The following is a 21,774-nucleotide window of genomic DNA, read 5'->3' on the forward strand; positions in this document are numbered from 1 at the left end:
GGGTGGGGAGGGGCATTTTGCTCCGGCCGCTAAGCCTGCTCATTCTCATGACCATTCCGCTAACACATCCCACGCCGCCCACGACCACACCCACATGCACCGAGGTGAAGAAGCTGCTCTGAAGCGGGATCTGGCAGTCGCCTTCATCCTCACCCTGCCGCTTTTCGTGCTGGAAATGACCGGCCATGCCTATGAGCCGTTCCACCACTGGCTGATGGGTGTCATCGACACACAGAACCTCTATTATCTCTATTTCGTGCTCGCGACGGCGGTGATCTTCTGGCCCGGTCTGCGCTTCTTCAGGAAAGGCTTGCCGGCGCTTTTCCGCGGCCATCCGGAAATGAACTCGCTGGTCGCGGTCGGCGTGGCTGCGGCTTACGGTTATTCGCTCGTCACCACCTTCGCCCCCGGCCTGCTGCCGGAAACCGCACGCTACGTCTATTACGAAGCCGCCACCGTCATCGTCACGCTGATCCTCTTTGGCCGGCTGATGGAGGCGCGCGCCACCGGCCGCACGGGTGCGGCTATCGAGAAGCTTGCCGGCCTGCAGGCAAAGACCGCTCGCGTCGAACGCGACGGTCAGGAGATCGACATACCCACGGCGGATGTCGTTCCCGGCGATATCGTCGTCATCCGTCCGGGCGAACGCATTCCGGTCGATGGCAAGGTGGTCGACGGTCAGTCCAATATCGACGAGTCGATGATTTCGGGTGAGCCGATCCCTGTCGTAAAATCTGCTGGCGCTACCGTCATTGGCGGCACGGTCAATACGACGGGCACCTTGCGCTTCACCGCCGAAAAGGTCGGCCGCGATACGATGCTTGCCAGCATCATCCGCATGGTCGAGCAGGCGCAGGGGGCAAAGCTGCCGATCCAGGCACTGGTCGACCGGGTAACCGCATGGTTCGTCCCTGCAGTCATCACGCTTGCCGTTCTGACATTCGCGATCTGGTATCTCTTTGGCCCCGACCCCAAAATCACCCATGCGCTGATTGCGGCGGTCGCCGTGCTCATCATAGCCTGCCCCTGCGCCATGGGGCTTGCCGTGCCGGTCTCGATCGTCGTCGGTGGCGGCCGCGCAGCCGAGCTTGGCGTCCTGTTCCGCAAGGGCGATGCGCTTCAAGGGCTGCAGGATGTCTCGACCGTCGTTGTCGACAAGACCGGCACCGTCACCAAGGGCCGGCCGGAACTGACCGATTTCATTGTCGCCGAAGGCTTTGGTGAAGCCGAAATTCTGGCGCTGGTCGCCGCCGTCGAGGCCCGTTCCGAACATCCGATTGCCGATGCCATCGTCAAGGCCGCAAAGGCGAGGGGGCTTAAGGCGGAAAATGCCGAAGAATTTTCCTCCGTCACCGGCTACGGCATCCGCGCGCGTGTCGGTGGCCATGAAGTCGCGGTCGGTGCCGACCGCTACATGCAAAAACTCGGCGCTTCGGTCGAAATTTTTGCCGAGGCTGCCAGACGTCTGGGCGACGAGGGCAAGACACCGCTTTACGCCGCCGTCGATGGAAAACTCGCCGCCATCATCGCCGTTGCCGATCCGCTGAAGCCTTCGAGCGTTGACGCCATCCATGCACTGAAGGCGATGGGCATCGAGGTCGTCATGGTCACCGGCGATAACCGCCGCACCGCAGAGGCGATTGCCGCCCAAGTCGGGATCGACAAAGTCGTTGCCGAAGTACTGCCGCAGGGCAAGGTCGAGGCGGTGCATGCCTTGCGTGTGGGCGATGTTTGCGACGGCCCCTCATCCGCCTGCCGGCACCTTCTCCCCGCAGGCGGGGAGAAGGACGCAATCCTCGATCTCTCGGCTCCCTCCGGCCTTGAGCATGGCACGTTCCCTCTCCCCGCGAGCGGGGAGAGGGCTAGGGTGAGGGGCAGCGACAAGGCAGAGCCGGTAAGAGGCACGCCTATCCGAAAACTCGCCTTTGTCGGCGACGGCATCAACGATGCGCCGGCACTCGCCGAGGCCGATATCGGTATCGCCATCGGCACCGGCACGGATGTGGCGATCGAAAGCGCCGATGTCGTTCTGGTCGGCGGCGAATTGACCGGCGTGGTCTCGGCCACCGCCGTCAGCCGCGCGACGATGAAGAACATCCGCCAGAACCTGTTCTGGGCCTTCGGTTACAACGTGGCGCTGATCCCGGTTGCCGCAGGCGCGCTTTATCCGGTCTTCGGCCTGACATTGTCGCCGATGATCGGCGCGGGTGCCATGGCGCTGTCGAGCGTTTTCGTGCTCGGCAATGCGCTGCGGTTGAAAACCTTCAAGGTGGAGGAGCGAGCATGAATATCGGTGAAGCCTCCGGCGCATCCGGCGTCTCGGCCAAGATGATCCGCTATTACGAACAGATCGGCCTGATCGCCCCGAAGGGCCGCACGCAGAGCAATTATCGGGTCTATGGCGAGGAAGAGGTGCATGTTCTGCGCTTCATCAAGCGCGCCCGTTCGCTCGGCTTCTCGCTGGAAGAGACCGAGACGCTGCTCAAACTCTGGCAGGACAAGAGCCGCACGAGCGCCAGCGTCAAGGAAATCGCAACAACCCATATCAATGACCTCGAACGCCGCATCGCCGAAATGCAGGGCATGGTCAAAACCCTCAAACATCTCTCCCATTGCTGCGGCGGCGACCACCGGCCGGATTGCCCGATCTTGGATGACCTGGCGGGCGAGAGCCCTGTTAAGGGCGAACGCGCCGCATCGGGCGAAAGCGTCGCATAGCCAAACCCCCTATCGAACACGCATAACCAAACTAGCTACCAAGGAGTTTTTTCAGATGACCGCCATTTTCACCGTAGCCGACATGACCTGCGGCCATTGCGAAAAGACCGTCCGCGCCGCACTTGCCGAAGCCCTGCCGGGCGCCACCGTGACCATCGACCTGCCGTCTCACAAGGTCACGGTCGAGGGCGACCAGGCCAAGGCCGAAGAGGCAATTCGCGAAGCGGGCTACACGCCGGAAGCCGCCTGATCGACGTTTAGCAGGGAAGACTGCTCCATGAGGCAACGGATCATCGTCTGCCCGCTGATCGAAAACGGCGGCGCCTATCTGCTTTGCAAGATGCCCTCCGACCGGGGCGTGTTTCCCGGTCAATGGGCGCTTTCCGGCGGTGGAATGGAGGCCGGAGAGAAGATCGAGGAGGCGCTCAGGCGCGAGATCCGCGAGGAATTGGGCGAGGGCCTGACGATTGCAGAAGTCACACCCTGGACCTTTCGCGATGATGTCAGGACCAAAACCTATCCGGACGGCTCGACGGAAGAGATCTACATGATCTATCTGATCTTCGATTGCCGGGCCTCCAATCGCGACATCGCCATCAATGATGAATTCGAGGATTTTGCCTGGGTGCGTCCCGGCGAGTTCGAAGCCTATGACCTGAATGCGGCAACGCGGGTCACGTTGAGGGCGAAGGGGTTACTTTAGGTTCAGGCGGTCCTTGAGGAGGATGTTCGAATGCTTTCAGCGAAATCCCGCGCTTATTGCATCGAGGATAGGCTTGCCTGTCTCGCTGTCTTCGACAGCAATGTTCCTCATTTCTTCGCTCTGCAGGAGCGTTCCGATTACATCGAATTTCTGGGTTCCGAAGTTCTACAACGTCCGTATCTTGTTGTGCAGGATGGCAAGAAGATCATCGGTTGCGGCGGGCTGAACGTGATTGCGGCAAAGAACACCGCGTTCCTTTCATGGGGCATGGTGGCACGTAAATATCACGGCATGGGTGTTGGTCGCTTCCTTGCTCAAGCCCGGCTGGATCTCGCCAGAAGTATTCCTCAAGTTCAGACTGTCACGCTCAATACAAGCCAGCACACCAAAGGTTTTTACGAGAAGTTCGGCTTCGTTTCGACCGGCGTCACCCCGGACGGCTACGCTCCGGGGCTGGACCGCTGGGATATGATCCTGAAGTTGAAATAACGCATTCCAATCAGCCTGTTCGCCAACTCAGATATGATCCCGACCAGCTCAACCCCAAAAGTCCAGCCATCATGTTGAAATACCGCCAGGCTGTCCCGTCCGACGCTCAGTTGATCATCGACCTCCACGTGTCGATGAGCCAGCGCGCCTACGCCCATATCCTGCCGGAAACCTATCTGAAGGATGTTCTTCCGGCCGAAAAGCGAGAGCTTTGGCAAACGCGCTGCGCCGCGCTGCCATCTCCCGACCATCTGATCATCCTTGCCTGCGAAGGCACGCAAATCGCCGGCTTCTGCTGCTTCGTCTTCAACGAGGAAACGGAATTCGGAACCTATCTGCACAATCTCTATGTTTCCCCGTCATTCCAGGGAAAGGGCGTGGCGAAAGCGCTTCTGCGAGAGGCACTCACCGCCTTCGATGATCCGCGAAAGGATCGTCCTGTCCATCTGGTCGCCTTTGCGAAAAACACAAAGGCGACCGCCGTATATGACCGGCTTGGCGGCCGGGTCATCGAGACAAGAGCAGTCGAGCGCGCGGGCAATCCGGCGGTGGAACTGGTTCGGTATCAATGGCCCACAGCACACGTCCTTCGGGAAAAGCTTGCCGGCTGAACCGTGCCATCAGCCCATTGCCGACGCATTTAAGTGCGAGAAATCCAGATTATACAGGGAGACCTATCCGATGAGTGACAGCTGCCCCGTCCTGACCCCGGCTGAGAGACAATATGCGCAGATCGAGGAGCGTGCCCGCCAGGCCATGATGGCGACGATCTACAAGGCGATCGAAGATGCGACGGCTGAAGCCGCGCAAGAGCTGAAATCGACCGGATGGAAAGACGCGCCGCCGCCTCGGGACTATTTCGTCTCCGTCGCCCACCAGAAGCTTTTCGTCCTCCTCTGCGGCGGCGATCCGGAAACCTTTGAAGGCGGCGATCCTGAGCTGGCCGCCCATATCCTCAAGAACGGCCAGAATATCGTCGATCATTATTTTATCGGGAAAAAATGAAACCCGCTGTCGGATCGTCGGTTCGCCCTACGTCTTGAATACGAGATGGATCTGCGATCCGCCCGCCCCCAGAGAATCGTAAGGGGGACCGGAAGGGGAGAACCGGACGCAGCAGCAAAGGGAGGCTTGCCATGAACAAGAACACGATCTGCCTGTGGTACGAAAAGGATGCGGAAGACGCGGCCCGTTTCTATGCACAAACCTTTCCCGACAGCGCAGTCGGTGCAGTGATCCGCGCACCCGGCGATTATCCGGACGGCGTTGAGGGCGATGTTCTGGTCGTCCAGTTCACCGTGGCCGGCGTCGCCTGCGTCGGCCTCAACGGCGGCCCTCATTTCAAGCACAACGAATCCTTTTCCTTCCAGATCTCCACCGAAGATCAGGAGGAAACAGACCGTTACTGGAACGCCATCGTCAACAATGGCGGCGAGGAAAGCGAATGCGGCTGGTGCAAGGATCGCTGGGGCATTTCCTGGCAGATCACGCCGCGCACGCTGATGGAGGCGCTGGAGATCGGCGGAGCGGAAGCCAAGCGCGCTTTCGATGTGATGATGACAATGAGGAAGATCGACGTCGCCGCGATCGATGCCGCCCGCCGCGGCTGAATTATGGTTTCGGCCGTTCCGTCGTGATTGCCGCAGGGCAATATGACATTGTGCTTTAATGCCGCTTGCAAAAGGGCTGGCATGAGGAGTAAGGAGCGGCCATTCCAACAGGTATCGAGACGATCCCGGTATGGCTCGGGGTCTTCTCCCCCAGCGCGTTCCCGGCCGCCGTCGAAAACGGCGTCGCGGAGCGCCTCAAGATCATGAAAGCAACAACGGCCTATGCCGTCGGCGGCAACGCCATTCTGGCCGGCATTCTTCTTATGCTCGTCGGCGACCTGATGTTCGCCTTGAACGACGCCATGGGCAAATGGCTCGTCGCCAGCTTTTCCGTCGGGCAGGTCCTGCTGCTGCGCTCGCTTGGTGCCTTTCTCGTTCTGGGGCCGATGCTCTCCCGCAGTTCTGGCGCATCACTTCTGAAGGTCGAAAAGCCGGGCCTGCAATTCGCCCGCGTGTTGATGGCAACCGGTGATACCGGGCTGTTTTACGCCGCCGTGGTCTACCTGCCGCTCGCCGATGTCATGACCTTCTACATGGCCGGGCCGATCTATGTGGCGGCGATTTCGCATTTCTTCCTCGGAGAACGGATCGGCTGGCGGCGCTGGCTGGCGGTGCTGATCGGCTTTGTCGGCGTCATCATCGCTCTTCGCCCGTCCGAAGCCATGCTGTCCTGGCCGTCGGTCTTCGCGCTCGTCGGCAGCCTGTCCTTCGCCCTGTCGCTGGTGCTCGGCCGGGTGCTGCGCTCGACGCCGGATGTGACGCTGGTCACCTGGCAGACGCTCGGCGCGCTTGTTGCCGGCATCTTCTTCAGCGTCGGCAACTGGAGCCCGTTTACCGGAAGCGAGCTTTTCGCGCTTCTGCTTCTCGGCGTCGTCTCCTGCTCGGCGCATCTTTTGATCACCCGCTCGCTGAAACTGGCACCGGCCTCGGTTCTGGCGCCGCTGCAATATACGCTGCTTCTATGGGCGATCGTCTTCGGCTGGGCCTTCTTCGGCGATTTCCCGGACAATCAGACGCTTGCCGGCGCCGCCATCATCGTCATCGCCGGCATGTTCATCTTCCACCGCGCCAAGGTGAAGGATGAGGAACCGGTGGTACCGAACAATTCCAGCCACGGGTGAGGGGCGGGCGGTTGAGCGAGGCCGGAGCTTCGCTGCAGCCGCTATTGCCAAAACGGCCTTCTGCCTTCCCGCATGGCTTCGGATCGGCTGATCCCCAGATCCCGAAGCTGGGTGTCTCCCATCTGGCGCAAGACGCTTCGTTGATGACGGCGGTCCGGCCATACAAGCCAGACCAGCCGGATCATTTTCGTGAGCCAAAACATCTGTTCACGCTCCCGAAAGCAGAATGACGCCGGCAATCAGCACCGCGCAGCCGGCAAGCCGCCATGGGCCAACTTTTTCGCGCAGGATCAGCATGCCCATCAGCGCGCCGACCATCATCGACATTTCGCGCATCGGCGCGACCAGGCTGAGCGGTGCGCCTGAGGTCAGCGCCGCGAGCACCAGAATGTAGGAAAGCGGCGATAACAGCCCCACGCCGAGCGCAATCCACCAGTAACCGCGCATGCGCTCCAACGCCTGTCTAGGATTGGCGATGACGATCGGGGCAAGCAGAAAGAAGCGCAGCAGGTTCGAGAACCAGTCGAGCACCACCGGCGCTATGCCGAGATGTTTGACGGTATAGGCGTCGACGACCGTGTAGGATGCGATCAGGCAGCCGGTGGCGGAGCCCCAGCGAATGCCCGCCTGTCCGCCCGGACGCCGGAATGCCGACAGGTCGCCCTGCGTCGCGATCAGCCCTATCCCCGCGACGACGAGAACAAGGCCGGATAGGCCCTGTCCCGATGGTATTTCCCCGAGGATGAGAAAGGCGCCGAGCGACGACAGCATCGGTCCTGTTCCACGGGCGATGGGGTATACCACGGACAGATCGGCCACCTGATAGCCGCGCTGCAGGCAAAGGCTGTAGGCCAGGTGGATCAGCCCGCTTAACAGGACAAAGCCGATACCCGCCGGGCTCCAGGCGATGCCGTCGCCTGTGACGAGCAGATAGATGACCCATGGCGCATAGGCGACGCAGGCAATCAGATTATAGGCAAACACGAATGACGGGCCGACCGGTGCCGCCCGTTTTGAAAGCAGATTCCAGCTTGCATGAATGAAGGATGCAAGGACAACAAGCAGTAGCGAGGCAAATGCCATCGAGACCTCCTTATGCGCCAACGGCGCTGGTTGATCTCGACGTCTCCGCCTCTGGGATTTTGTCCCTCGGGTGCAGCCGTGGAACTCCCACGGTTTCTGCAACGCTCGGTCCTGCGACGGCATGGCCGCCCGGAACCCTAGTTACCACTCGGTCGATGGATAGACTTTAGCCGATCTGCAGCGGCGCAATCAAGCGTTGTGATGCGTGATTTCGGTCGATACGGCGGAAGTGCAGCTATGTCGCGGCCTCATCGAGTGACGCGATGAACGCATCGAAAGCGCCGGAATCGTAGCGCAGCGGGTTGGCGGTGATCGCGTCGGGTGGAAACCCCGTTTCCGGCAGTTCCCAGTGCACGCGCCCGCCCAGAACCTTGTTCATCTGCGTGTACCATCGGATCAGCGCCGGCTGCAGCAGCACATTCTGATCGAACCGGTCGCGCAGGCGGGACGTATCGCCATCCCGCTGTTGCCGGGCGATCACCGGGTCTATCGTCTTGACGAGATAGGCATCGGCAAAACCGATCCGCCTTTCCAAAAAGGTCGCGCGGCTCGTCTCGAGCTGCAGCTCCCATTGGGACCTCGGAAGAGCGCCGATCTGCAGCATGCACCAGTTGTAATGCAGCTTCAGCGGATCGGTGTCGCAGATCGCATGGCCGGTCGCCTGTTCCATCGAAAGCGCATCGCCCCACCGCTTGGCATTCCAGTCCGCCCAGTAATGCGCTGTCGCCAGTCCGGTCTCGGGCTGCTCCTTGCGATCGGCGGGATAACTCTCGCGGATCAGATGGGCCTGCGCGTGAGCGCGGCACCATGTGGTCTTTCCGGCGGCGCTGATGCCCTCTATGACGATGATCACTATGCATCCCCCACTGTCTTCGTCTTTGTCTGCGCCGCTGCCGTCAGATAGGCTGTTGCGATCATGCGGGCTTCGCTGCGAAACCGGTCCGGATCGATTGTGCCTGCGGTGAGATTGCCAAAACTGCCGCGCGACAGGCCGGCGAGCGCCGAAAGAAGCGTGAATGCCGCCTGTTCCGGACTGTTGAACGACGCATCCCCGGCCTTTTCAAGGATCCGCAGGACGGAACCCTCAAGCCGTTTGTAGATCTCGGCCGGCAGGCGGAACTGGTCTATCGCGCCGGCAACCCGGTAAAGTGCCGCGGTCGCATCCGGCCGGGCAATCTTCACCGAAACATAGGTGTCGGCGATCTGTTCGGCGAGAATGGAGAGAGGCTGTTTCGCATCATCGGGGCCAATGCCCTCCATGGCCGATGCCAACTCCTCGAAATGGCGCTGCAGTAGCGCGAAGAGCAGGGCCTCCTTGTTGGGAAAATACTGGTAGAGCGTGCCGACGGAAACACCGGCGCGTTCCGCGACCCTTGTCGTCGTCAGCCGCGTCAGTCCCTCGGCCAGTAAAACCTGAATCGCGGCTTCGTGAATGGCCTCCACGGTCGCGCCCGAGCGCGTCTGAACCGGAGTTTTGCGCACTTTCAGGCGCTGTGGAACGGCTGAACCTGGCTTTTCCAAAATGCGAATTCCGAACTGAAGGATCGTTCAGATATATTGCCGGGCGAAGATGCGAACAAGAGAAAGAGTTTTTCCTATGGCGACAGAACGAGACACATTCGGCGCAAACGGCATGAGCCGCAGACTGTTCATGGCGACAGCCACCTGTGCGGCCGCAGCGTCGATGCTGTCCGATGCGATGGCACAGACCGGCCTCCCGTCTGCCCCCCGCATTCTCAAGTTCAGCGACCACGAGCCGCTGGGCGGCATGCGCACGCGGTTCCTGAAGGACGTCCTGTTTCCGGCGATCGAGAAGGAATCGAACGGCCGCCTGAGGATCGAGGATCACTGGGATGGCTAGATCGCCAAGGCCTATGATGTGCTCGGCGCGGTCAGCAAGGCCGAGGGCACCGACATGGCGACCGTCGTGCCGGAATATACGGCCAAGGAAATGCCGCTGCACCAGATCTTCAAGGGCTTTCCGACCGGCCCGACCGGCGGCCGGCAGCTCGAATTCTTCGAAAAGGTCTATGCCGACATCCCGGCATTCCCGGCCGAGCTGGAAAAGAACGATATCGTCCAGCTGTTTTTCGGCACCGGCTACCCGGTTGCCTTCTTCAGCACCGAGCCGATGGCCGGGCTGGACGGGCTTGAGGGCGGCAAATGGCGCTCCGCCAGTTTCTGGCATCTCGATTTCCTGCGCAATTCCGGAGCAACCCCCGTCCGCATGCATTGGGGGCCGGAAATCTACGAGGCGTTGAAGGCGAGGACGCTGGACGGGCTGATGGTCAATGTCGACAGTGGCTACATGCTGAACGTTCATGACGCCGCGCCGCATGTCCTGGTTTCGAAGGATCTTTGGCTGGGCCATGTCTATATCCTCGCCATGAACAGACGCGTCTGGGACGGGCTGGCGGAAGAGGACAGGCAGGCCATCCGCCGTGCCGGACAGGCGTCCTATGCCGCGCTTGGCAAGGTGATGGACGAAAGCTTTAATCGTCAGGTCGAGGATCTGCGCAAGGCCGGCGCGACCGTGCGCGTGCTTGATGTGGAAGAAGCGAAACGCTGGGAAGCCGCCATTCGCTACCGCGATATCCAGTCAAACTGGGCAAAGGAACAGACTGGCCAGGGTGTGGCGAACGCGGAAGCGACCCTTGCGGCCGTGACCTCGATCATGGACGACATGGCCGGCTAGCAGGCTGCACACCTTCCGCGCTGCCGAACAGTTGGGGCGATGGAAAAGGGGCGCCGATGGGCGCCCCGTCACAACATCTTCACTATCCGCGGCTAGGCAGGCCGGCATCCGGAAAAAAACGAGATGCCGACACCTTGCAGCCCAGCACGCCAAAAGTCGCCAAGACCGTCATCCACCCGTCGGTCATGCTCAGAGAGACGAGCATCGGCCAAAGCTGCGAGATCCTGTCGGACGGCATGCTGCACAATGTCGAACTCGGTGATTTCTCCTATCTCGGCCAGCGCTGCATGGTTGCCGATGCCACGATCGGAAAATTCTGCGCCATCGCGGCGGAAGTCAGATTAGGAGCGCCCAATCATCCGATGGACCGCCCGTCCATGCACCGCTTCACCTATTGCCCGGAATATTACGATCCGACAGCAGAGCGCGACCATGCCTTCTTTCAGGAGCGCATGAATGATCGTGTCATCATCGGCAACGATGTCTGGATCGGCCACGGCGTCATCGTGCTTCCGGGTGTCACGGTCGGAGATGGCGCGGTTCTGGCCGCGGGCGCCGTCGTCAGCCGGGATGTCGCCCCCTATACGATCGTCGGTGGTGTCCCGGCAAAGCCGATCCGCGAACGGTTTTCCCGCGATATAGCCGAAAAACTCGCCGCCATCGCCTGGTGGGACTGGCCTTTCGAGACGATCATGGAGCGGCTGGCGGATTTCCAGTCGAGTGATATCGAGGCATTTTGCGAGCGCTGGGCCTAAAAGGTGCCGCAGCATGTCTCCCGAAAGTGGTCACCGGTTTCGGGATAAAGACATGCGCAAAAACAAGGTCTGAAGCACGGAAAGCGATCTGAAGATCGCGATGTGCTTCAGGGCCGGGTCATCAGCATTTCATCGTAATAGATGTCGCCCACTTTCAGGGAGCGCTGCTCCAGCCCGTATTGGATGAAGCCGGCGCGTGAATAGAGCCGTATCGCGGCCTGATTGGCGGCGCCCACCGTCAGGTTGACGCCCTCGACCAGCGGTTCCGCGTGGTCGAGAACGTGAGCCAGCAGTGCCGAGGCGACGCCGAGGCCGCGTGCCTGCGGACGGACATAGACACCCCACAGCGTCGCCTTGTGCTTGAGCTTTGTTGCCGTCGGTATTCTGAGGCCCATGACGGCCAGAAGCTGCCGGTCGGGCATCGCCCACGCCCCGAACACCATGCCGTTCTCAAGATTGCCGGCAAAATGTTCGACACTCCGGTCGCATTCATCCTCGAAAGACGCGCCAAAGGCTTCGGGGTTGCGCTGCAGTCCCTCCAGCCTGATATCGCGATATGCCTCGGCGTCGCTTGTCGTCAGGCGATCAATGGTGAATTCCGTCATGACATCTGGATAAGCCGAGTCAGGGACGGCCGCAATATTGCGCTGATAGCGCCGGTTGGGAACGGGATCATGGCCGGATGGCGGGCGGGGTGCCGACATCATTGATCCGCGCCGTCAGCACATGGTCGCGCCACTCTCCGTTGATCTTGAGATAGTCCCGTGCTCGTCCTTCCACCTCGAAGCCGAGGCGGGCAAGAAGCGCGCCGCTGCGGGCGTTTTCCGGCATGTAATGCGCCATGATCCGATGGAGCCCGTAATGCTGCAAGACGTGAGGGATGAGTGTGTCCAGAACCTCGAACATTAGGCCCTTGCCCTGCATCGTCCGGTCGAGCGAGTAGCCAAGGTAGCAGGCCAGGAAGACGCCGCGCACGACGCTGGTGAAATTGGCAACCGCGATGATCTCGCGGTTACCTTCCAGTCGCACGACATACCTGTAGGCAATGCCTTTCAGGATCTCACCGGCGAAATCCATGGCGCGGATCTTCCACTCCTCGGGCGTATGATAACCCGCCGGGCGCAGCGGCTCCCAGCGATCCAGATGATCGCCATTGCGCAGGTAATAGGCACAAATATCCTCCGCATCATCAGGGCGGATGAGGGTGATAAGCGTGCGGTCCGTCTTTATCTGTTGCATATGGCCGCCTGTGATTTTAACGCATGTGTTTAGCCGTGGACCTGTCGTCGTTATCATATCTCAGGCGCGCCTTCCCAGATCTGCCTTCATACCAAGAGCCTAAGACATGCCCGCAGACATCAGAGCCGCCCTTTTATCCGATATCCCTGCCATCTTTCGGGTGCGAACCTCGGTAAGGGAGAACCATCTCTCCATCGAGCAGCTTTCTCAGATGGGCATTACCGAGGAAGCAGTAGCCGAAATGATGACCGCATCTCCCTGCGCCTGGGCAGCGGTTGTCGATGACGAGGTCGTGGGCTTCTCGATGATCGATATCGACGACGCCTCGCTTTTCGCCGCCTTCATGCTTCCAGCCTTCGAGGGAAGGGGGCTTGGCAAAAAGCTGGTCGCTGCCGCCGAGGCAGAGCTTTTCAGGCACCACGCCGAGATCTGGCTGGAAACCGGCAGGCATACCCGGGCAGCCGATTTTTACCGGTCTCTCGGCTGGGGTGACGAGCAGGATATCGGCAAAGTCGATATCCGCATGACAAAGCGCCGTTCCTGAGGTTCTGCTTGGCCTGTCGCCAACAAAAAGCCGTCCGCACACCTCGTGCGAACGGCTTCTCCTCGTGCCTGTTCAGGCGATATTCTTAGAACTTCACGCCGACGCCGACCTGGAAGACATGCTGGTTGAAGTCGACGTCGAGGCCGCCGATTTCGCCGCTGCCATAGTCGTTGTAGCGATATTCCAGCCGGCCGAAGATGTTGTCGGTAAAGGCGTGATCGACGCCGGCACCGATCGTCCAGCCATGCAGGGTGTCGTCGTCATTGAAGCCGGCAGGCCCGTCGATTTCGACATTTCGCGCCGTCCAACCGCCGGCTGCATAAACCAGCGTGCGGTCAAAGGCGTAACCGACACGGCCGCGCACCGAGCCGGAAAAGCCGCTTTCGGCATCGAAGCCGGCACCGATGCTGTCATCGTTCCAGTCGTAGTTCACGTCACCTTCGATACCGGCGACGAAACCGTTAGAGAACTGCCAGTTGTAACCGGTAAAGGCGCCCAGCCGCCAGCCGTCGAAATTATCCGAGCCGACGCCTTCGAGATCGCCGTCACCCCAGCCGTAACCGGTATGGGCGCCAAGATAAAAGCCTTCCCAGGTAAAGGAGGGAGCGGTTTCAATGGCGACCGGCGCGGTCGGGATCTGCTCCACGGCGTCTGCTGCATAGGCTGCGGTCGATGCGCTGAGAGCGGCGACGGAAGCGGCGAGAATGAAAATACCCTTCATGGATTTTCCCTCCATAAGCATTGCGTGATGACAAGGCATGTAGGAGCGATCGCTAAAAAGGCTGTAGCAAAAATGTCACGCGCCGAAAAATCGATCATTTGATGGTTATTGATTGATCATTTTGCCTTTGATTTGAGCGCGGGAACATTGCGCCGCATCCGCGCGGCGAATCAGCTCCCATCACCGCCGGAAAGCAACAACGCACCGCTTCCGGCACTCGCCAGCTGGTCGCCGGGATTGCGCAAGGGGCAGGCTTTCAGCGACAGGCAACCGCAGCCGATGCAGCCGGTCAGTTCGTCGCGCAGCTGTGTCAGCATCCCGATCCGGTGATCCAGTTCTGACTTCCAGCGGGCAGAAAGCCGCGCCCAGTCCTTTGCGTTCGGCGTGCGTTTCTGCGGCAGGGATTTCAGCGCCTCGGCGATCTCCTTGAGCGGCACGCCTGCCCGTTGCGCCACCCGAATGACCGCAATGCGCCGCAGGACGTCGCGACTGTAGCGCCGGTGATTGCCGCCATTGCGCCAGCTTTCGATCAGCCCTTCCTCCTCATAAAAATGCAGCGTTGAAATCGCCACGCCGGAGCGCTCGGCAGCCTGTCCCACACTCATGCCCTGGAGCGCTTTGATCTTTTCGGATTTCGTCATCTTTTGCCATTGACCTCAACCAAGGTTGAGATTTTAGGGTGCCGCCCTCGATGTGAGAAGACCCAACGTGAAAAGCCCCGATGTGAAAAGCCCGGCTTGAAGCAGGCCGGCATGAAAAGGTACGAGTGGAATGACGGAATTGATCGAGGAGCGGAACGGCCCGATGCGGGATGCCAGACCGGATGGAGCCGCGGCTGCGGGCTATGCCAGCCTGTTGCGCGGCGAGAGCGGCCGCATGCTGGCGCTGATTTCGAGCGGCATCGGGCTGCATGCCTTCAACCAGTTCGCCATCGTTTCCGCCATGCCGCTTGCGGCAGCCGAACTGGATGGACGCGATTGGTACAGCTGGGTCTACAGTCTCTATTTCATCGGCTCGATCGCCGGCGGCACGGCGGCCGCTTCTGTCCGTGACCGGCTCGGCGTGCGCATGAGCCTTGCACTTGCCTGCCTGGTTTTTACATTCGGCGGGCTGGTTGCCTTCGTCGCCCCTGCTTTCGGCTGGATCGTTGTCGGGCGGCTGCTGCAGGGCGTCGCCGATGGCCTGATCGTGGCGATTTGCTACAGCCTCATCCCGGCCAATTTTGCATCGCCTCTCATCGCCCGCGTATTCGCGGTTGAAGCAACCGTCTGGGCCGTGACGGCACTGCTCGGGCCGCTGATCGGCGGCCTGATCACCGAGGCGACATCCTGGCGGTTCTCGTTCCTCGCCGTGGCTCCTTTCCTGGTCACACTGGCGCTTTTCACCGCGCTTGCAGAACCGAAGACGAGCGGAGGAAGGGCGGCAAGCTTTGCGCCGGTTTCCGTCGGTCTCTGCGTGCTGACGGCACTCATCTTCGCCCTGTCTTCGGCAAGTGCTGAGCCGCTCTGGCAGGCCGCGTTGCTGGTCATCGGCATAGTGGCGCTGCTGTCGGTCGGCGTGCTCGACGGCCGTTTCGGTGCGCGGCTTTTCCCCGCCGGTTCGTTCCGGTCCGGCTCCGTGCTCGGCCGTGCCTTCCTCATCCTGTTCCTGATGTCGGCAGGGCATTCCGCCGGCAGCACCTATCTGGCGCTTTTCGCCAGTGACGTATTCGGTCTCGGACCGGCAGTCGTCGGTTATGTCGTCGTCACCATGGCGATTTCCTGGAGCCTCGTCGCCATGTTCGCCAGCCGCTACGAGGCTTTCGCGTGGCGTAATGCGACGATGTGGTTGGGACCTCTCTTCTTGCTTGCCGGCTTTGCCGCGATCGCGATTGCGATCGGCCTCAACTGGCTGCCGCTGATCGTGTTCGGCCAGGCTCTGGTCGGCGCCGGTTTCGGTCTCGCCTGGGCCAATGTCAACGAAGCGGCGATGGATGCGGCTGACCCGCAGGACCGCGATCTCGCCAGTGCTCTTTTGCCCACCATGTCCACGGCGGGCTATGCAGTCGGCGCTGCGCTCTCCGGCACGATCGCCACCGCAACCGGCCTGACGGCGAGCCTTTCAACCGGCTCTGCCGGCGATACGGCCACATGGCTTTACGGCACTGCCGCGCTCGGCGCGCTGGTCAGCTTCGCCCTTGGCTTCGGCGTGAAACTGAAAAGGAGCTGATCGTCAGCCCTTCAAGGCCGCTTTCAACGTCTCGAAAATGCGCGGATCGAGCGTTTGCGAGACGTTGAAACGCATGCAGTTCCTTGCCGATTGCGACAGGCTGAAGGCATTGCCAGGGGCAAGCACGATCTGTTTTTTCAGGCAGGCGCGTGCCACATCGGCAGCGTCGGCCTCTCCGGGAAGCCGGCACCATAAAAACATGCCGGATTGCGGCCGCAGCACCGGTTCGATGCCGATCGAGCCAAGCCTCTCCGTCACCTCCGCCATCGCCTTGGAAAGCCGCGCCCTCAAGCTATCGAGATGCTTACGATACCCGCCATCCGAAAGCGCGGCATGAACGACTTCTTCGGTCATCCGTCCGCCGGCAAAGGACGTGGCGATCTTCAGGTCGGTCAGCCCCTCGATCCAATCCGGTCTCGCCGCGATGAAACCGCAGCGCGCCGCAGCCGAAAGCGTTTTCGAAAAACTGCCGATATGGATCACGCGCTCCAGTCCATCGAAAGCCGCAAGCCGCGGTGCCGAAACCGTCTCGAAATCCGCAAAGATATCATCCTCGACGATCGTCAGATCGAACTCTTCGGCGATCTTTAGCACCCGGTGCGCGGTGACGGGCGAAAGCACCGCCCCGGTCGGATTGTGGATCGCCGAATTGGTGATGTAGAGCCGCGGCCGATGCTCTGAAACTGTTGCGGCAAAGGCCGCAAGGTCCGGCCCGTTCGCCGTATAGGGCACGCCGACGATCTTTGCCCGATGCGCCCGTAAAAGTGCGTGAAAATTGAAATAGCAGGGATCGTCGACCAGCACGGTATCGCCCGGCTCGATCAGGAACCGGCAGAGAAGATCGATCGCCTGCGTGCCGGATTCCGTCAGCATGATCTCATCCGGCGAAGCCTCGATGCCGCGCTCACCCATCCGCCGCGAAATCAAGCGGCGCAGGGGCGCAAGTCCCAGCGGCGTGCCGTAGTCGGCAAGCGCGGAAGGTTCCGCACGCGACAAGGTTCTGAGAGCTTTGCGTATCGCCTCTTCCGGAAGCCATGAGGGCGGCAGCCAGCCGCAGCCGGGTTTCAGACTGTCTTCACTGCTTTCCAGCGATTGCCGCGAAATCCAGAAGGGATCGACCGCCCGGTCGAGTTTCGGCCCTGCCTCGGCGGGTGAAAAGGGGGCTGCCTGGTTGGCCACATAAAACCCCGACCCCGGCCGCGAGACGATCGCCCCCTCCGCCACCAGTCGCTCATAGGCATCGACGACCGTAGAGGTGGAAACCGAAAGCGTAGCTGAAAGCGAGCGCACCGAAGGCAGCTTCGCCCCCGGCGTCAATGTCCGCCCGGTGATCCGCTGCCGGATCACACCCATCACCATCTCCGCCTTGGTTTCCGTTGCTCCAGCCGCGAGATCCATATTTCCCATCCGTACTGGTCATTGCACCATAACAGTTTCAATCAATTGTATCAGACTGTTTCTGGCAAAGCCACGCTTTCAGAAGGATAAGGACGATGCGTCTTGACGAAAAGAAAGACCCCTCCCAACCCTCCCCACAAGGGGGAGGGCTTAACCCAGTCGCATTGCCGGGGCCTGATCCAGGCAGGCGGATGCGGCAAGTTTCTCCCCCTTGTGGGGGGCTCGAAGAGCGGGGCGAGACACGCGGCTCGCCCCAGAAAAGCCGGCAGGCCAGAGGGGGACTTTTCGCGGATGCGTGGTTTGTAAATACCATCGGCACCCCCGCCGATCGAAATACTGGAGAATGAAATGGATCGCGGATTGTCGGGCTGGCTCAACGGTTTTATCGGCGTGCTGATCTTTTCCGGTTCGCTGCCGGCCACAAGACTTGCGGTGATCGGTTTCGATCCGCTGTTCCTGACCGTCGCCCGCGGCACGATTGCCGGCCTCCTGTCGCTTCTCCTGCTTCTGGCCTTCCGGCAGAAACGGCCGCAAAGCAGCGAGATTTTTTCGCTCGTCATCGTCGCGCTCGGCTGCGTCGTCGGTTTCCCGCTGCTGACAGCGCTGGCGCTGCAGCATATCTCGTCTGCCCATTCGGTCGTCTTCATCGGGCTATTGCCGCTTGCCACCGCGATCTTTGGCGTCATTCGTGGCGGTGAGCGCCCCAAGCTCGCCTTCTGGGTCTTCGCTGTTCTCGGCAGCATGCTGGTAACGGGCTTTGCGCTGGCGCAGGGCGGAACAGCCGCCTCGATCGGCCTCTCCTTCGGTGACTGGCTGATGCTGGCGGCAATCATCGTCTGCGGCCTCGGTTATGCGGAAGGTGCGGCATTGTCGAAGCGGCTCGGCGGCTGGCAGGTCATCTGCTGGGCGCTGGTCATCTCGCTGCCGGTCATGTTGGTCGGCGCGCTGGCACTGATGCCGGCGACATTTGCGGGCGTCGGCGGCCCGGCCTATGCGGGTCTCGCCTATGTCTCGCTCTTCTCGATGCTGATCGGCTTCATCTTCTGGTATCGCGGCCTCGCCCAGGGCGGCACGGCGACGGTCGGCCAGCTGCAGCTCATCCAGCCGTTTTTCGGTCTGGCGCTGGCAGCGCTCCTGCTCGGCGAGCAGGTAACCTCATCGATGTTCATCGTCACCCTCGGCGTCATCCTCTGCGTCGCCGCGGCGAAAAGGTTTGCGCGGTAAGGCGATGACGTAGCGTCTGGCTGATCTCCCCCCCCTTGTGGGGGAGATGCCCGGCAGGGCAGAGGGGGGCTTCGCCACACACACATCGCCAGTCGAATTCGCCGTATCACCCCCTCTGTCACTTCGTGACATCTCCCCCACAAGGGGGGAGGTCATTGGGAGCGCTTGGCACCGTCAGCAAGAAAAACGGCGCGTCCCAACCGGAGACGCGCCGCATAAAGCCCTCGTAAGGCTTCCTCGAAATTGAGCCTTTACAGCGTCGCACCCAGCTTGCGCAGGTCGGCGAGGATCGGGGCCTTGGGCAGCCAGATCTTGTCGTATTCGGCAATCACCTTGCCCGCGTCCGCCACCTGCACGTCCTTGACCGAGATGACCTTGCCAAACTCGTCGAGCAGTTTTGCTTCGTTGGCAACGGTCGCGTCGATCTGGGCGTCGAGCGCTTCCTTGGTCAGTTTGGTGATCAGTTCGCGGTCGGAAGCGGAGACATCCTTCCAGACGCGGCCGGAAGCGAGTGCGACGCAGGGCATGAAGATCGCGTTCATCTTCAGCATCGTCTTCGAAACCTTGTCGAACCGCTGGTTCCACGAGAAGTCGAGATCGGCCTCGAGCCCGTCCACCTGGCCGTTCGACATCGCATCGAACACCTGCGGCGTTGGGATCGGGGTCGGGGCGGTGCCGAGCAGCTGGTAGAAATCACGATATGCCGGCGTCGTGTTGATCCTGAGCTTCATGCCGTTCAGGTCGCTGAGCCCGCCGATCTCCTTGGCGGTGAAGACGACGCGCATCGTGGTGATGCCCCAGGCGAGACCCAGCGTGCCGGTTTCCTTCGGCAGCACGTCGAGCATCTTCATCGCCAGCGGATCGCGCACGAGCTTGGCCACCTTGGCGGTGGAATCGACGACGTAAGGCGCGTTGATCGCCGCGATCGAGGGAATGCGCGAACCGAGTTCGGCGGTCATGATCCAGCCGAAATCGAGCGAACCGGCCTGCATCTGCTGCATCATCACCGCTTCGGTGCCGAGCTGGTTGGCCGGGAAGACGGCGAGGTCGAGACGGCCTTTGGTCTCGGCCTTCAGCATTTCGCCGACTTTCAGCGCGGCATTGTTCCACGGGTGGCCGGGCGGCGTGGTGATGCCGAGGCGGAAGGTTTTGGCCTCCTGTGCCCTGAGCACATTCGGCATCGAGAGCGTGCTGGCGGCAAGGGTGCCGGCTGCCGCCATCGTCGAGTTGCGGAGGAATGATCTGCGGGTAATGGTCATGCTCTAATCCTCTGGAGTTTTATGGTTTTAGGGGCAGTTATCTGACGAAGAAGGTCGAGATCGACGGGAAGATCGACAGCAGTACGAGCAGTGCGCAGGAGGCGAAGAAGAAGGGCAGGGTGACGATGAACATCTTGCCCGGTTTCGCCCCCGTCACCGCCGAGGCGACGAAGAAGCACAACCCGACGGGCGGCGACAGGAAGCCGAGCACTAGGTTGACGGTAACGACGACGCCGAAATGGATCGGGTCGATGCCATAAACCTCGGTTGCTATCGGAAGCAGGATCGGCACCGTCATGATCAGCCCCGGCGCGCCGTCGATGACAGTGCCGATGACGAGCAGGATGACGTTGACCAGCAGCATGAAGGTGATCGGGTCGGATGCGATCGTCTGCACCCAGGCGGCGACATTCTGCGGCACCATGCCGTAGACCAGAACCCAGGAGAACACGGCGGCGGCCGCGACCAGGAGAAGCACGACGGCGGAATAGACGCCGGCCTTCAGAAGCATCATCGGCAGGTCGGAGAATTTCAGGTCGCCGATCCAGTAGCGCCCGACGAGAACTGCCGCGACCACGCCGACGGCGGCTGCTTCCGTCGCATTGGCAATGCCCGCCATGATCGAGCCGACGATGATGATCGGGATCGACAGTGTCGGCAGCGCGCCGAGCACGATCTTGACCCGCTGTTTCAGCGTCATCACGTCGCCGCGCGGATAGTCATAAACGAACCAGCCCATGCCGGCGATGACGATGCAGAAGATCGCGGTCAGAAGAATGCCGGGCAGCATGCCGGCAGTCAGCATGTCGCTTACCGGCACCTGTGCCAGAACCGAATAGACGACGAACATGATCGATGGCGGAATGATCGGCCCGAGCATGCCGGCATAGGCGGTAAGGCCGGCCGCAAACGTCTTGTCATAGCCCTTCTTTTCCATCTCCGGCACCATCATCTGCGCCATGATGGCGACCTGTGCGGTGGCAGAGCCGAGGATCGAGGAGACGAACATGTTGGCGATCAGGTTCACATAGGCGAGGCCGCCCTTCATCGAACCGATAAAGGCCATCGTCATGTTGATGATGCGGCGGGTAATGCCGCCGCCGTTCATCACTTCGCCGATCAGCACGAAGAGCGGAATGGAAATCAGGCCGTAATTGTCGACCCCGCCGAAAAGCTGAACCGGAAAGCTGGCGAAGAGAAGCGTGTTGCCGGTCGCCCAGATATAGACGGCGGCCGCCATGCAGAGGCACAGGCCGATCGGTACACCGACCAGCATGAAGAAGGTGAAGAAAGCGGTCGTGACCATCAGTTGACCCCTTCTGCATTGGCAAATGCATGGCGCACGCGCTTCGGAGAAAACCCGAGTTCTTCCACAAGGTTGGCGGCGGTATGGATCGTCATGGTGACGGCGAAAAGCGGTACAACGAGGCTGATCGCCCAGACAGGCCAGTTCAGTGTCTGGGTGTATTCGGTATAGAGGAAGTTGAAGCTCTCGCCGGCGTATTCCTTCGCGTCGAAACCTGCGGCCGCGATGCCGATCGGGTCCATCCAGTTCCAGCACATCACGCCGAGCCCGATGGAAAACAGCATGGCCAGAAAGGTCGCGAAGGCCTGCATCCGTTCGGCATTCTTCTTCTGCAGCTTGTCGCTGATCAGCGTCACGGCAAAATCGAGCCGCAGGCGGGTCAGCGCCGAACCGCCAATGAAGGTGAGCCAGACCATGGCGTAAACCGCCGCCTCATCCACCCAGTAAAGCGGCATGCCGCCATAACGGGTGGCGACATTGAGCAGGATGAGAAAAAGTACCAGCGCCATGAAAAGGCCGACGAGGAGCTTTTCCACGGCGAGCACGCCCTCCGAAAGTCCGATGAGGGCGCGTGCGGCAAGGGGAGGCGAACCGGGCGGCAGCCCGTTCTCCGTCAAGGCAGTCGTCATAATTTCTGTTCCCTTTTATTGGGTATAATGTAGATTTTATACATTTCGAGAGTCAACTGGCTTTTCCGTCAA

Annotated in this window: 27 protein-coding genes; 15 read left to right on the forward strand and 12 right to left on the reverse strand. The window is 61.0% G+C overall.

Features of this window, described 5'->3' with window-relative positions; all coding sequences use genetic code 11:
• The 9 genes from JNB91_RS22565 to JNB91_RS22610 all read left to right on the forward strand — a co-directional run.
• On the forward strand, window positions 1–2,287 hold a 2,287-nt coding region (locus JNB91_RS22565), incomplete at its 5' end, for a copper-translocating P-type ATPase (RefSeq protein WP_223218321.1).
• Window positions 2,284–2,718: a Cu(I)-responsive transcriptional regulator gene (cueR, locus tag JNB91_RS22575; RefSeq protein ID WP_220327739.1), complete on the forward strand. Its 435-nt coding sequence runs from the start codon at window positions 2,284–2,286 to the stop codon at window positions 2,716–2,718. The genes JNB91_RS22565 and cueR, both read left to right, overlap by 4 nt.
• A gap of 55 nt (window positions 2,719–2,773) precedes the next feature.
• Window positions 2,774–2,968 (forward strand): heavy-metal-associated domain-containing protein, encoded by a 195-nt coding sequence (locus tag JNB91_RS22580; RefSeq protein WP_220327740.1) that lies wholly within the window; start codon window positions 2,774–2,776, stop codon window positions 2,966–2,968.
• Window positions 2,969–2,995: 27 nt separating this feature from the next.
• On the forward strand, window positions 2,996–3,421 hold the full coding sequence (gene nudI, locus JNB91_RS22585; RefSeq protein WP_220327741.1) for a nucleoside triphosphatase NudI: 426 nt from the start codon (window positions 2,996–2,998) through the stop codon (window positions 3,419–3,421).
• Window positions 3,422–3,451: 30 nt separating this feature from the next.
• Window positions 3,452–3,910, forward strand: a complete 459-nt coding sequence (locus tag JNB91_RS22590) for a GNAT family N-acetyltransferase (protein ID WP_220327742.1) — start codon at window positions 3,452–3,454, stop codon at window positions 3,908–3,910.
• A gap of 71 nt (window positions 3,911–3,981) precedes the next feature.
• A complete protein-coding gene (locus tag JNB91_RS22595; RefSeq protein ID WP_220327743.1) occupies window positions 3,982–4,521 on the forward strand; it encodes a GNAT family N-acetyltransferase in 540 nt (179 codons plus the stop codon).
• A 70-nt stretch (window positions 4,522–4,591) separates the two neighbouring features.
• Complete coding sequence (locus tag JNB91_RS22600; protein WP_220327744.1) at window positions 4,592–4,915, forward strand: hypothetical protein; 324 nt, start codon at window positions 4,592–4,594, stop codon at window positions 4,913–4,915.
• A 131-nt stretch (window positions 4,916–5,046) separates the two neighbouring features.
• On the forward strand, window positions 5,047–5,520 hold the full coding sequence (locus JNB91_RS22605; protein ID WP_220327745.1) for a VOC family protein: 474 nt from the start codon (window positions 5,047–5,049) through the stop codon (window positions 5,518–5,520).
• A 203-nt stretch (window positions 5,521–5,723) separates the two neighbouring features.
• Entirely contained in the window at window positions 5,724–6,641 is a 918-nt protein-coding gene (locus JNB91_RS22610; RefSeq protein ID WP_220327746.1) for a DMT family transporter, read from the forward strand.
• A gap of 41 nt (window positions 6,642–6,682) precedes the next feature.
• Here the strand turns inward: JNB91_RS22610 and JNB91_RS31720 are convergent, their stop codons facing one another.
• The 4 genes from JNB91_RS31720 to JNB91_RS22630 form a co-directional block, all read right to left on the reverse strand.
• Window positions 6,683–6,844 carry a DUF1127 domain-containing protein gene (locus JNB91_RS31720; protein ID WP_220327747.1) on the reverse strand — a complete coding sequence of 54 codons (162 nt, stop codon included), beginning with the start codon at window positions 6,842–6,844 and terminating at the stop codon, window positions 6,683–6,685.
• Between the two features lie 4 nt (window positions 6,845–6,848).
• Window positions 6,849–7,724 carry a DMT family transporter gene (locus JNB91_RS22620; RefSeq protein ID WP_220327748.1) on the reverse strand — a complete coding sequence of 292 codons (876 nt, stop codon included), beginning with the start codon at window positions 7,722–7,724 and terminating at the stop codon, window positions 6,849–6,851.
• 235 nt (window positions 7,725–7,959) lie between these two features.
• Window positions 7,960–8,577, reverse strand: a complete 618-nt coding sequence (locus JNB91_RS22625; protein WP_223218322.1) for a hypothetical protein — start codon at window positions 8,575–8,577, stop codon at window positions 7,960–7,962.
• The gene (locus JNB91_RS22630) at window positions 8,577–9,245 is read right to left on the reverse strand and encodes a TetR/AcrR family transcriptional regulator (RefSeq protein WP_220327749.1); all 669 of its coding nucleotides are present in this window, start codon (window positions 9,243–9,245) and stop codon (window positions 8,577–8,579) included. The genes JNB91_RS22625 and JNB91_RS22630 overlap by 1 nt, the downstream gene beginning before the upstream one ends.
• Window positions 9,246–9,321: 76 nt before the next feature.
• Here JNB91_RS22630 and JNB91_RS22635 point away from each other — a divergent pair, with 76 nt between their 5' ends.
• From JNB91_RS22635 to JNB91_RS22645, 3 genes are all read left to right on the forward strand, one after another.
• Window positions 9,322–9,585: a hypothetical protein gene (locus JNB91_RS22635; protein WP_220327750.1), complete on the forward strand. Its 264-nt coding sequence runs from the start codon at window positions 9,322–9,324 to the stop codon at window positions 9,583–9,585.
• An 18-nt stretch (window positions 9,586–9,603) separates the two neighbouring features.
• Entirely contained in the window at window positions 9,604–10,419 is an 816-nt protein-coding gene (gene dctP / locus JNB91_RS22640) for a TRAP transporter substrate-binding protein DctP (protein WP_220327751.1), read from the forward strand.
• Window positions 10,420–10,553: 134 nt separating this feature from the next.
• Window positions 10,554–11,174: a DapH/DapD/GlmU-related protein gene (locus JNB91_RS22645; protein WP_223218323.1), complete on the forward strand. Its 621-nt coding sequence runs from the start codon at window positions 10,554–10,556 to the stop codon at window positions 11,172–11,174.
• A gap of 107 nt (window positions 11,175–11,281) precedes the next feature.
• Here the strand turns inward: JNB91_RS22645 and JNB91_RS22650 are convergent, their stop codons facing one another.
• Both JNB91_RS22650 and JNB91_RS22655 read right to left on the reverse strand, forming a co-directional pair.
• On the reverse strand, window positions 11,282–11,878 hold the full coding sequence (locus JNB91_RS22650) for a GNAT family N-acetyltransferase (RefSeq protein WP_220327753.1): 597 nt from the start codon (window positions 11,876–11,878) through the stop codon (window positions 11,282–11,284).
• On the reverse strand, window positions 11,847–12,413 hold the full coding sequence (locus tag JNB91_RS22655) for a GNAT family N-acetyltransferase (protein WP_220327754.1): 567 nt from the start codon (window positions 12,411–12,413) through the stop codon (window positions 11,847–11,849). Before JNB91_RS22655 ends, JNB91_RS22650 begins: the two co-directional genes overlap by 32 nt.
• 106 nt (window positions 12,414–12,519) lie before the next feature.
• Here JNB91_RS22655 and JNB91_RS22660 point away from each other — a divergent pair, with 106 nt between their 5' ends.
• Window positions 12,520–12,957 (forward strand): GNAT family N-acetyltransferase, encoded by a 438-nt coding sequence (locus JNB91_RS22660; RefSeq protein WP_220327755.1) that lies wholly within the window; start codon window positions 12,520–12,522, stop codon window positions 12,955–12,957.
• A gap of 85 nt (window positions 12,958–13,042) precedes the next feature.
• Here JNB91_RS22660 and JNB91_RS22665 read toward each other — a convergent pair whose 3' ends face one another.
• Window positions 13,043–13,678, reverse strand: a complete 636-nt coding sequence (locus tag JNB91_RS22665; protein ID WP_220327756.1) for an outer membrane protein — start codon at window positions 13,676–13,678, stop codon at window positions 13,043–13,045.
• A 170-nt stretch (window positions 13,679–13,848) separates the two neighbouring features.
• Entirely contained in the window at window positions 13,849–14,319 is a 471-nt protein-coding gene (soxR, locus tag JNB91_RS22670; protein ID WP_220327757.1) for a redox-sensitive transcriptional activator SoxR, read from the reverse strand.
• A gap of 130 nt (window positions 14,320–14,449) precedes the next feature.
• Here soxR and JNB91_RS22675 point away from each other — a divergent pair, with 130 nt between their 5' ends.
• On the forward strand, window positions 14,450–15,886 hold the full coding sequence (locus JNB91_RS22675) for an MFS transporter (RefSeq protein ID WP_220327758.1): 1,437 nt from the start codon (window positions 14,450–14,452) through the stop codon (window positions 15,884–15,886).
• Between the two features lie 3 nt (window positions 15,887–15,889).
• Here the strand turns inward: JNB91_RS22675 and JNB91_RS22680 are convergent, their stop codons facing one another.
• Window positions 15,890–17,284: an aminotransferase-like domain-containing protein gene (locus JNB91_RS22680; RefSeq protein WP_223218324.1), complete on the reverse strand. Its 1,395-nt coding sequence runs from the start codon at window positions 17,282–17,284 to the stop codon at window positions 15,890–15,892.
• A 348-nt stretch (window positions 17,285–17,632) separates the two neighbouring features.
• Between JNB91_RS22680 and JNB91_RS22685 the strand changes: the two genes are divergently transcribed.
• Window positions 17,633–18,508: a DMT family transporter gene (locus tag JNB91_RS22685; protein WP_220327760.1), complete on the forward strand. Its 876-nt coding sequence runs from the start codon at window positions 17,633–17,635 to the stop codon at window positions 18,506–18,508.
• A gap of 251 nt (window positions 18,509–18,759) precedes the next feature.
• On the opposite strand, the gene JNB91_RS22690 is transcribed toward JNB91_RS22685, so the two are convergent.
• From JNB91_RS22690 to JNB91_RS22700, 3 genes are read right to left on the reverse strand one after another with little or no spacing between them, the layout of a single operon-like run.
• Complete coding sequence (locus tag JNB91_RS22690; protein WP_220327761.1) at window positions 18,760–19,767, reverse strand: TRAP transporter substrate-binding protein; 1,008 nt, start codon at window positions 19,765–19,767, stop codon at window positions 18,760–18,762.
• A 37-nt stretch (window positions 19,768–19,804) separates the two neighbouring features.
• Entirely contained in the window at window positions 19,805–21,073 is a 1,269-nt protein-coding gene (locus tag JNB91_RS22695) for a TRAP transporter large permease (RefSeq protein ID WP_220327762.1), read from the reverse strand.
• On the reverse strand, window positions 21,073–21,702 hold the full coding sequence (locus tag JNB91_RS22700; RefSeq protein WP_220327763.1) for a TRAP transporter small permease: 630 nt from the start codon (window positions 21,700–21,702) through the stop codon (window positions 21,073–21,075). The genes JNB91_RS22695 and JNB91_RS22700 overlap by 1 nt, the downstream gene beginning before the upstream one ends.
• Window positions 21,703–21,774 lie beyond the last annotated feature (72 nt).

This window comes from Aliirhizobium wenxiniae, assembly GCF_019511445.1.
Taxonomy (GTDB): domain Bacteria; phylum Pseudomonadota; class Alphaproteobacteria; order Rhizobiales; family Rhizobiaceae; genus Neorhizobium; species Neorhizobium wenxiniae_A.

Excerpts from the sequence above, each read along its gene's own strand:
- cueR (WP_220327739.1), top strand. The coding sequence starts at position 2,284 with ATGAATATCGGTGAAGCCTCCGGCGCATCCGGCGTCTCGGCCAAGATG.
- JNB91_RS22580 (WP_220327740.1), top strand. The coding sequence starts at position 2,774 with ATGACCGCCATTTTCACCGTAGCCGACATGACCTGCGGCCATTGCGAA.
- nudI (WP_220327741.1), top strand. The coding sequence starts at position 2,996 with ATGAGGCAACGGATCATCGTCTGCCCGCTGATCGAAAACGGCGGCGCC.
- JNB91_RS22590 (WP_220327742.1), top strand. The coding sequence starts at position 3,452 with ATGCTTTCAGCGAAATCCCGCGCTTATTGCATCGAGGATAGGCTTGCC.
- JNB91_RS22595 (WP_220327743.1), top strand. The coding sequence starts at position 3,982 with ATGTTGAAATACCGCCAGGCTGTCCCGTCCGACGCTCAGTTGATCATC.
- JNB91_RS22600 (WP_220327744.1), top strand. The coding sequence starts at position 4,592 with ATGAGTGACAGCTGCCCCGTCCTGACCCCGGCTGAGAGACAATATGCG.
- JNB91_RS22605 (WP_220327745.1), top strand. The coding sequence starts at position 5,047 with ATGAACAAGAACACGATCTGCCTGTGGTACGAAAAGGATGCGGAAGAC.
- JNB91_RS22610 (WP_220327746.1), top strand. The coding sequence starts at position 5,724 with ATGAAAGCAACAACGGCCTATGCCGTCGGCGGCAACGCCATTCTGGCC.
- JNB91_RS31720 (WP_220327747.1), bottom strand. The coding sequence starts at position 6,844 with ATGTTTTGGCTCACGAAAATGATCCGGCTGGTCTGGCTTGTATGGCCG.
- JNB91_RS22620 (WP_220327748.1), bottom strand. The coding sequence starts at position 7,724 with ATGGCATTTGCCTCGCTACTGCTTGTTGTCCTTGCATCCTTCATTCAT.
- JNB91_RS22635 (WP_220327750.1), top strand. The coding sequence starts at position 9,322 with ATGGCGACAGAACGAGACACATTCGGCGCAAACGGCATGAGCCGCAGA.
- JNB91_RS22650 (WP_220327753.1), bottom strand. The coding sequence starts at position 11,878 with ATGTCGGCACCCCGCCCGCCATCCGGCCATGATCCCGTTCCCAACCGG.
- JNB91_RS22655 (WP_220327754.1), bottom strand. The coding sequence starts at position 12,413 with ATGCAACAGATAAAGACGGACCGCACGCTTATCACCCTCATCCGCCCT.
- JNB91_RS22660 (WP_220327755.1), top strand. The coding sequence starts at position 12,520 with ATGCCCGCAGACATCAGAGCCGCCCTTTTATCCGATATCCCTGCCATC.
- JNB91_RS22665 (WP_220327756.1), bottom strand. The coding sequence starts at position 13,678 with ATGAAGGGTATTTTCATTCTCGCCGCTTCCGTCGCCGCTCTCAGCGCA.
- soxR (WP_220327757.1), bottom strand. The coding sequence starts at position 14,319 with ATGACGAAATCCGAAAAGATCAAAGCGCTCCAGGGCATGAGTGTGGGA.
- JNB91_RS22675 (WP_220327758.1), top strand. The coding sequence starts at position 14,450 with ATGACGGAATTGATCGAGGAGCGGAACGGCCCGATGCGGGATGCCAGA.
- JNB91_RS22680 (WP_223218324.1), bottom strand. The coding sequence starts at position 17,284 with ATGGATCTCGCGGCTGGAGCAACGGAAACCAAGGCGGAGATGGTGATG.
- JNB91_RS22685 (WP_220327760.1), top strand. The coding sequence starts at position 17,633 with ATGGATCGCGGATTGTCGGGCTGGCTCAACGGTTTTATCGGCGTGCTG.
- JNB91_RS22690 (WP_220327761.1), bottom strand. The coding sequence starts at position 19,767 with ATGACCATTACCCGCAGATCATTCCTCCGCAACTCGACGATGGCGGCA.
- JNB91_RS22695 (WP_220327762.1), bottom strand. The coding sequence starts at position 21,073 with ATGGTCACGACCGCTTTCTTCACCTTCTTCATGCTGGTCGGTGTACCG.
- JNB91_RS22700 (WP_220327763.1), bottom strand. The coding sequence starts at position 21,702 with ATGACGACTGCCTTGACGGAGAACGGGCTGCCGCCCGGTTCGCCTCCC.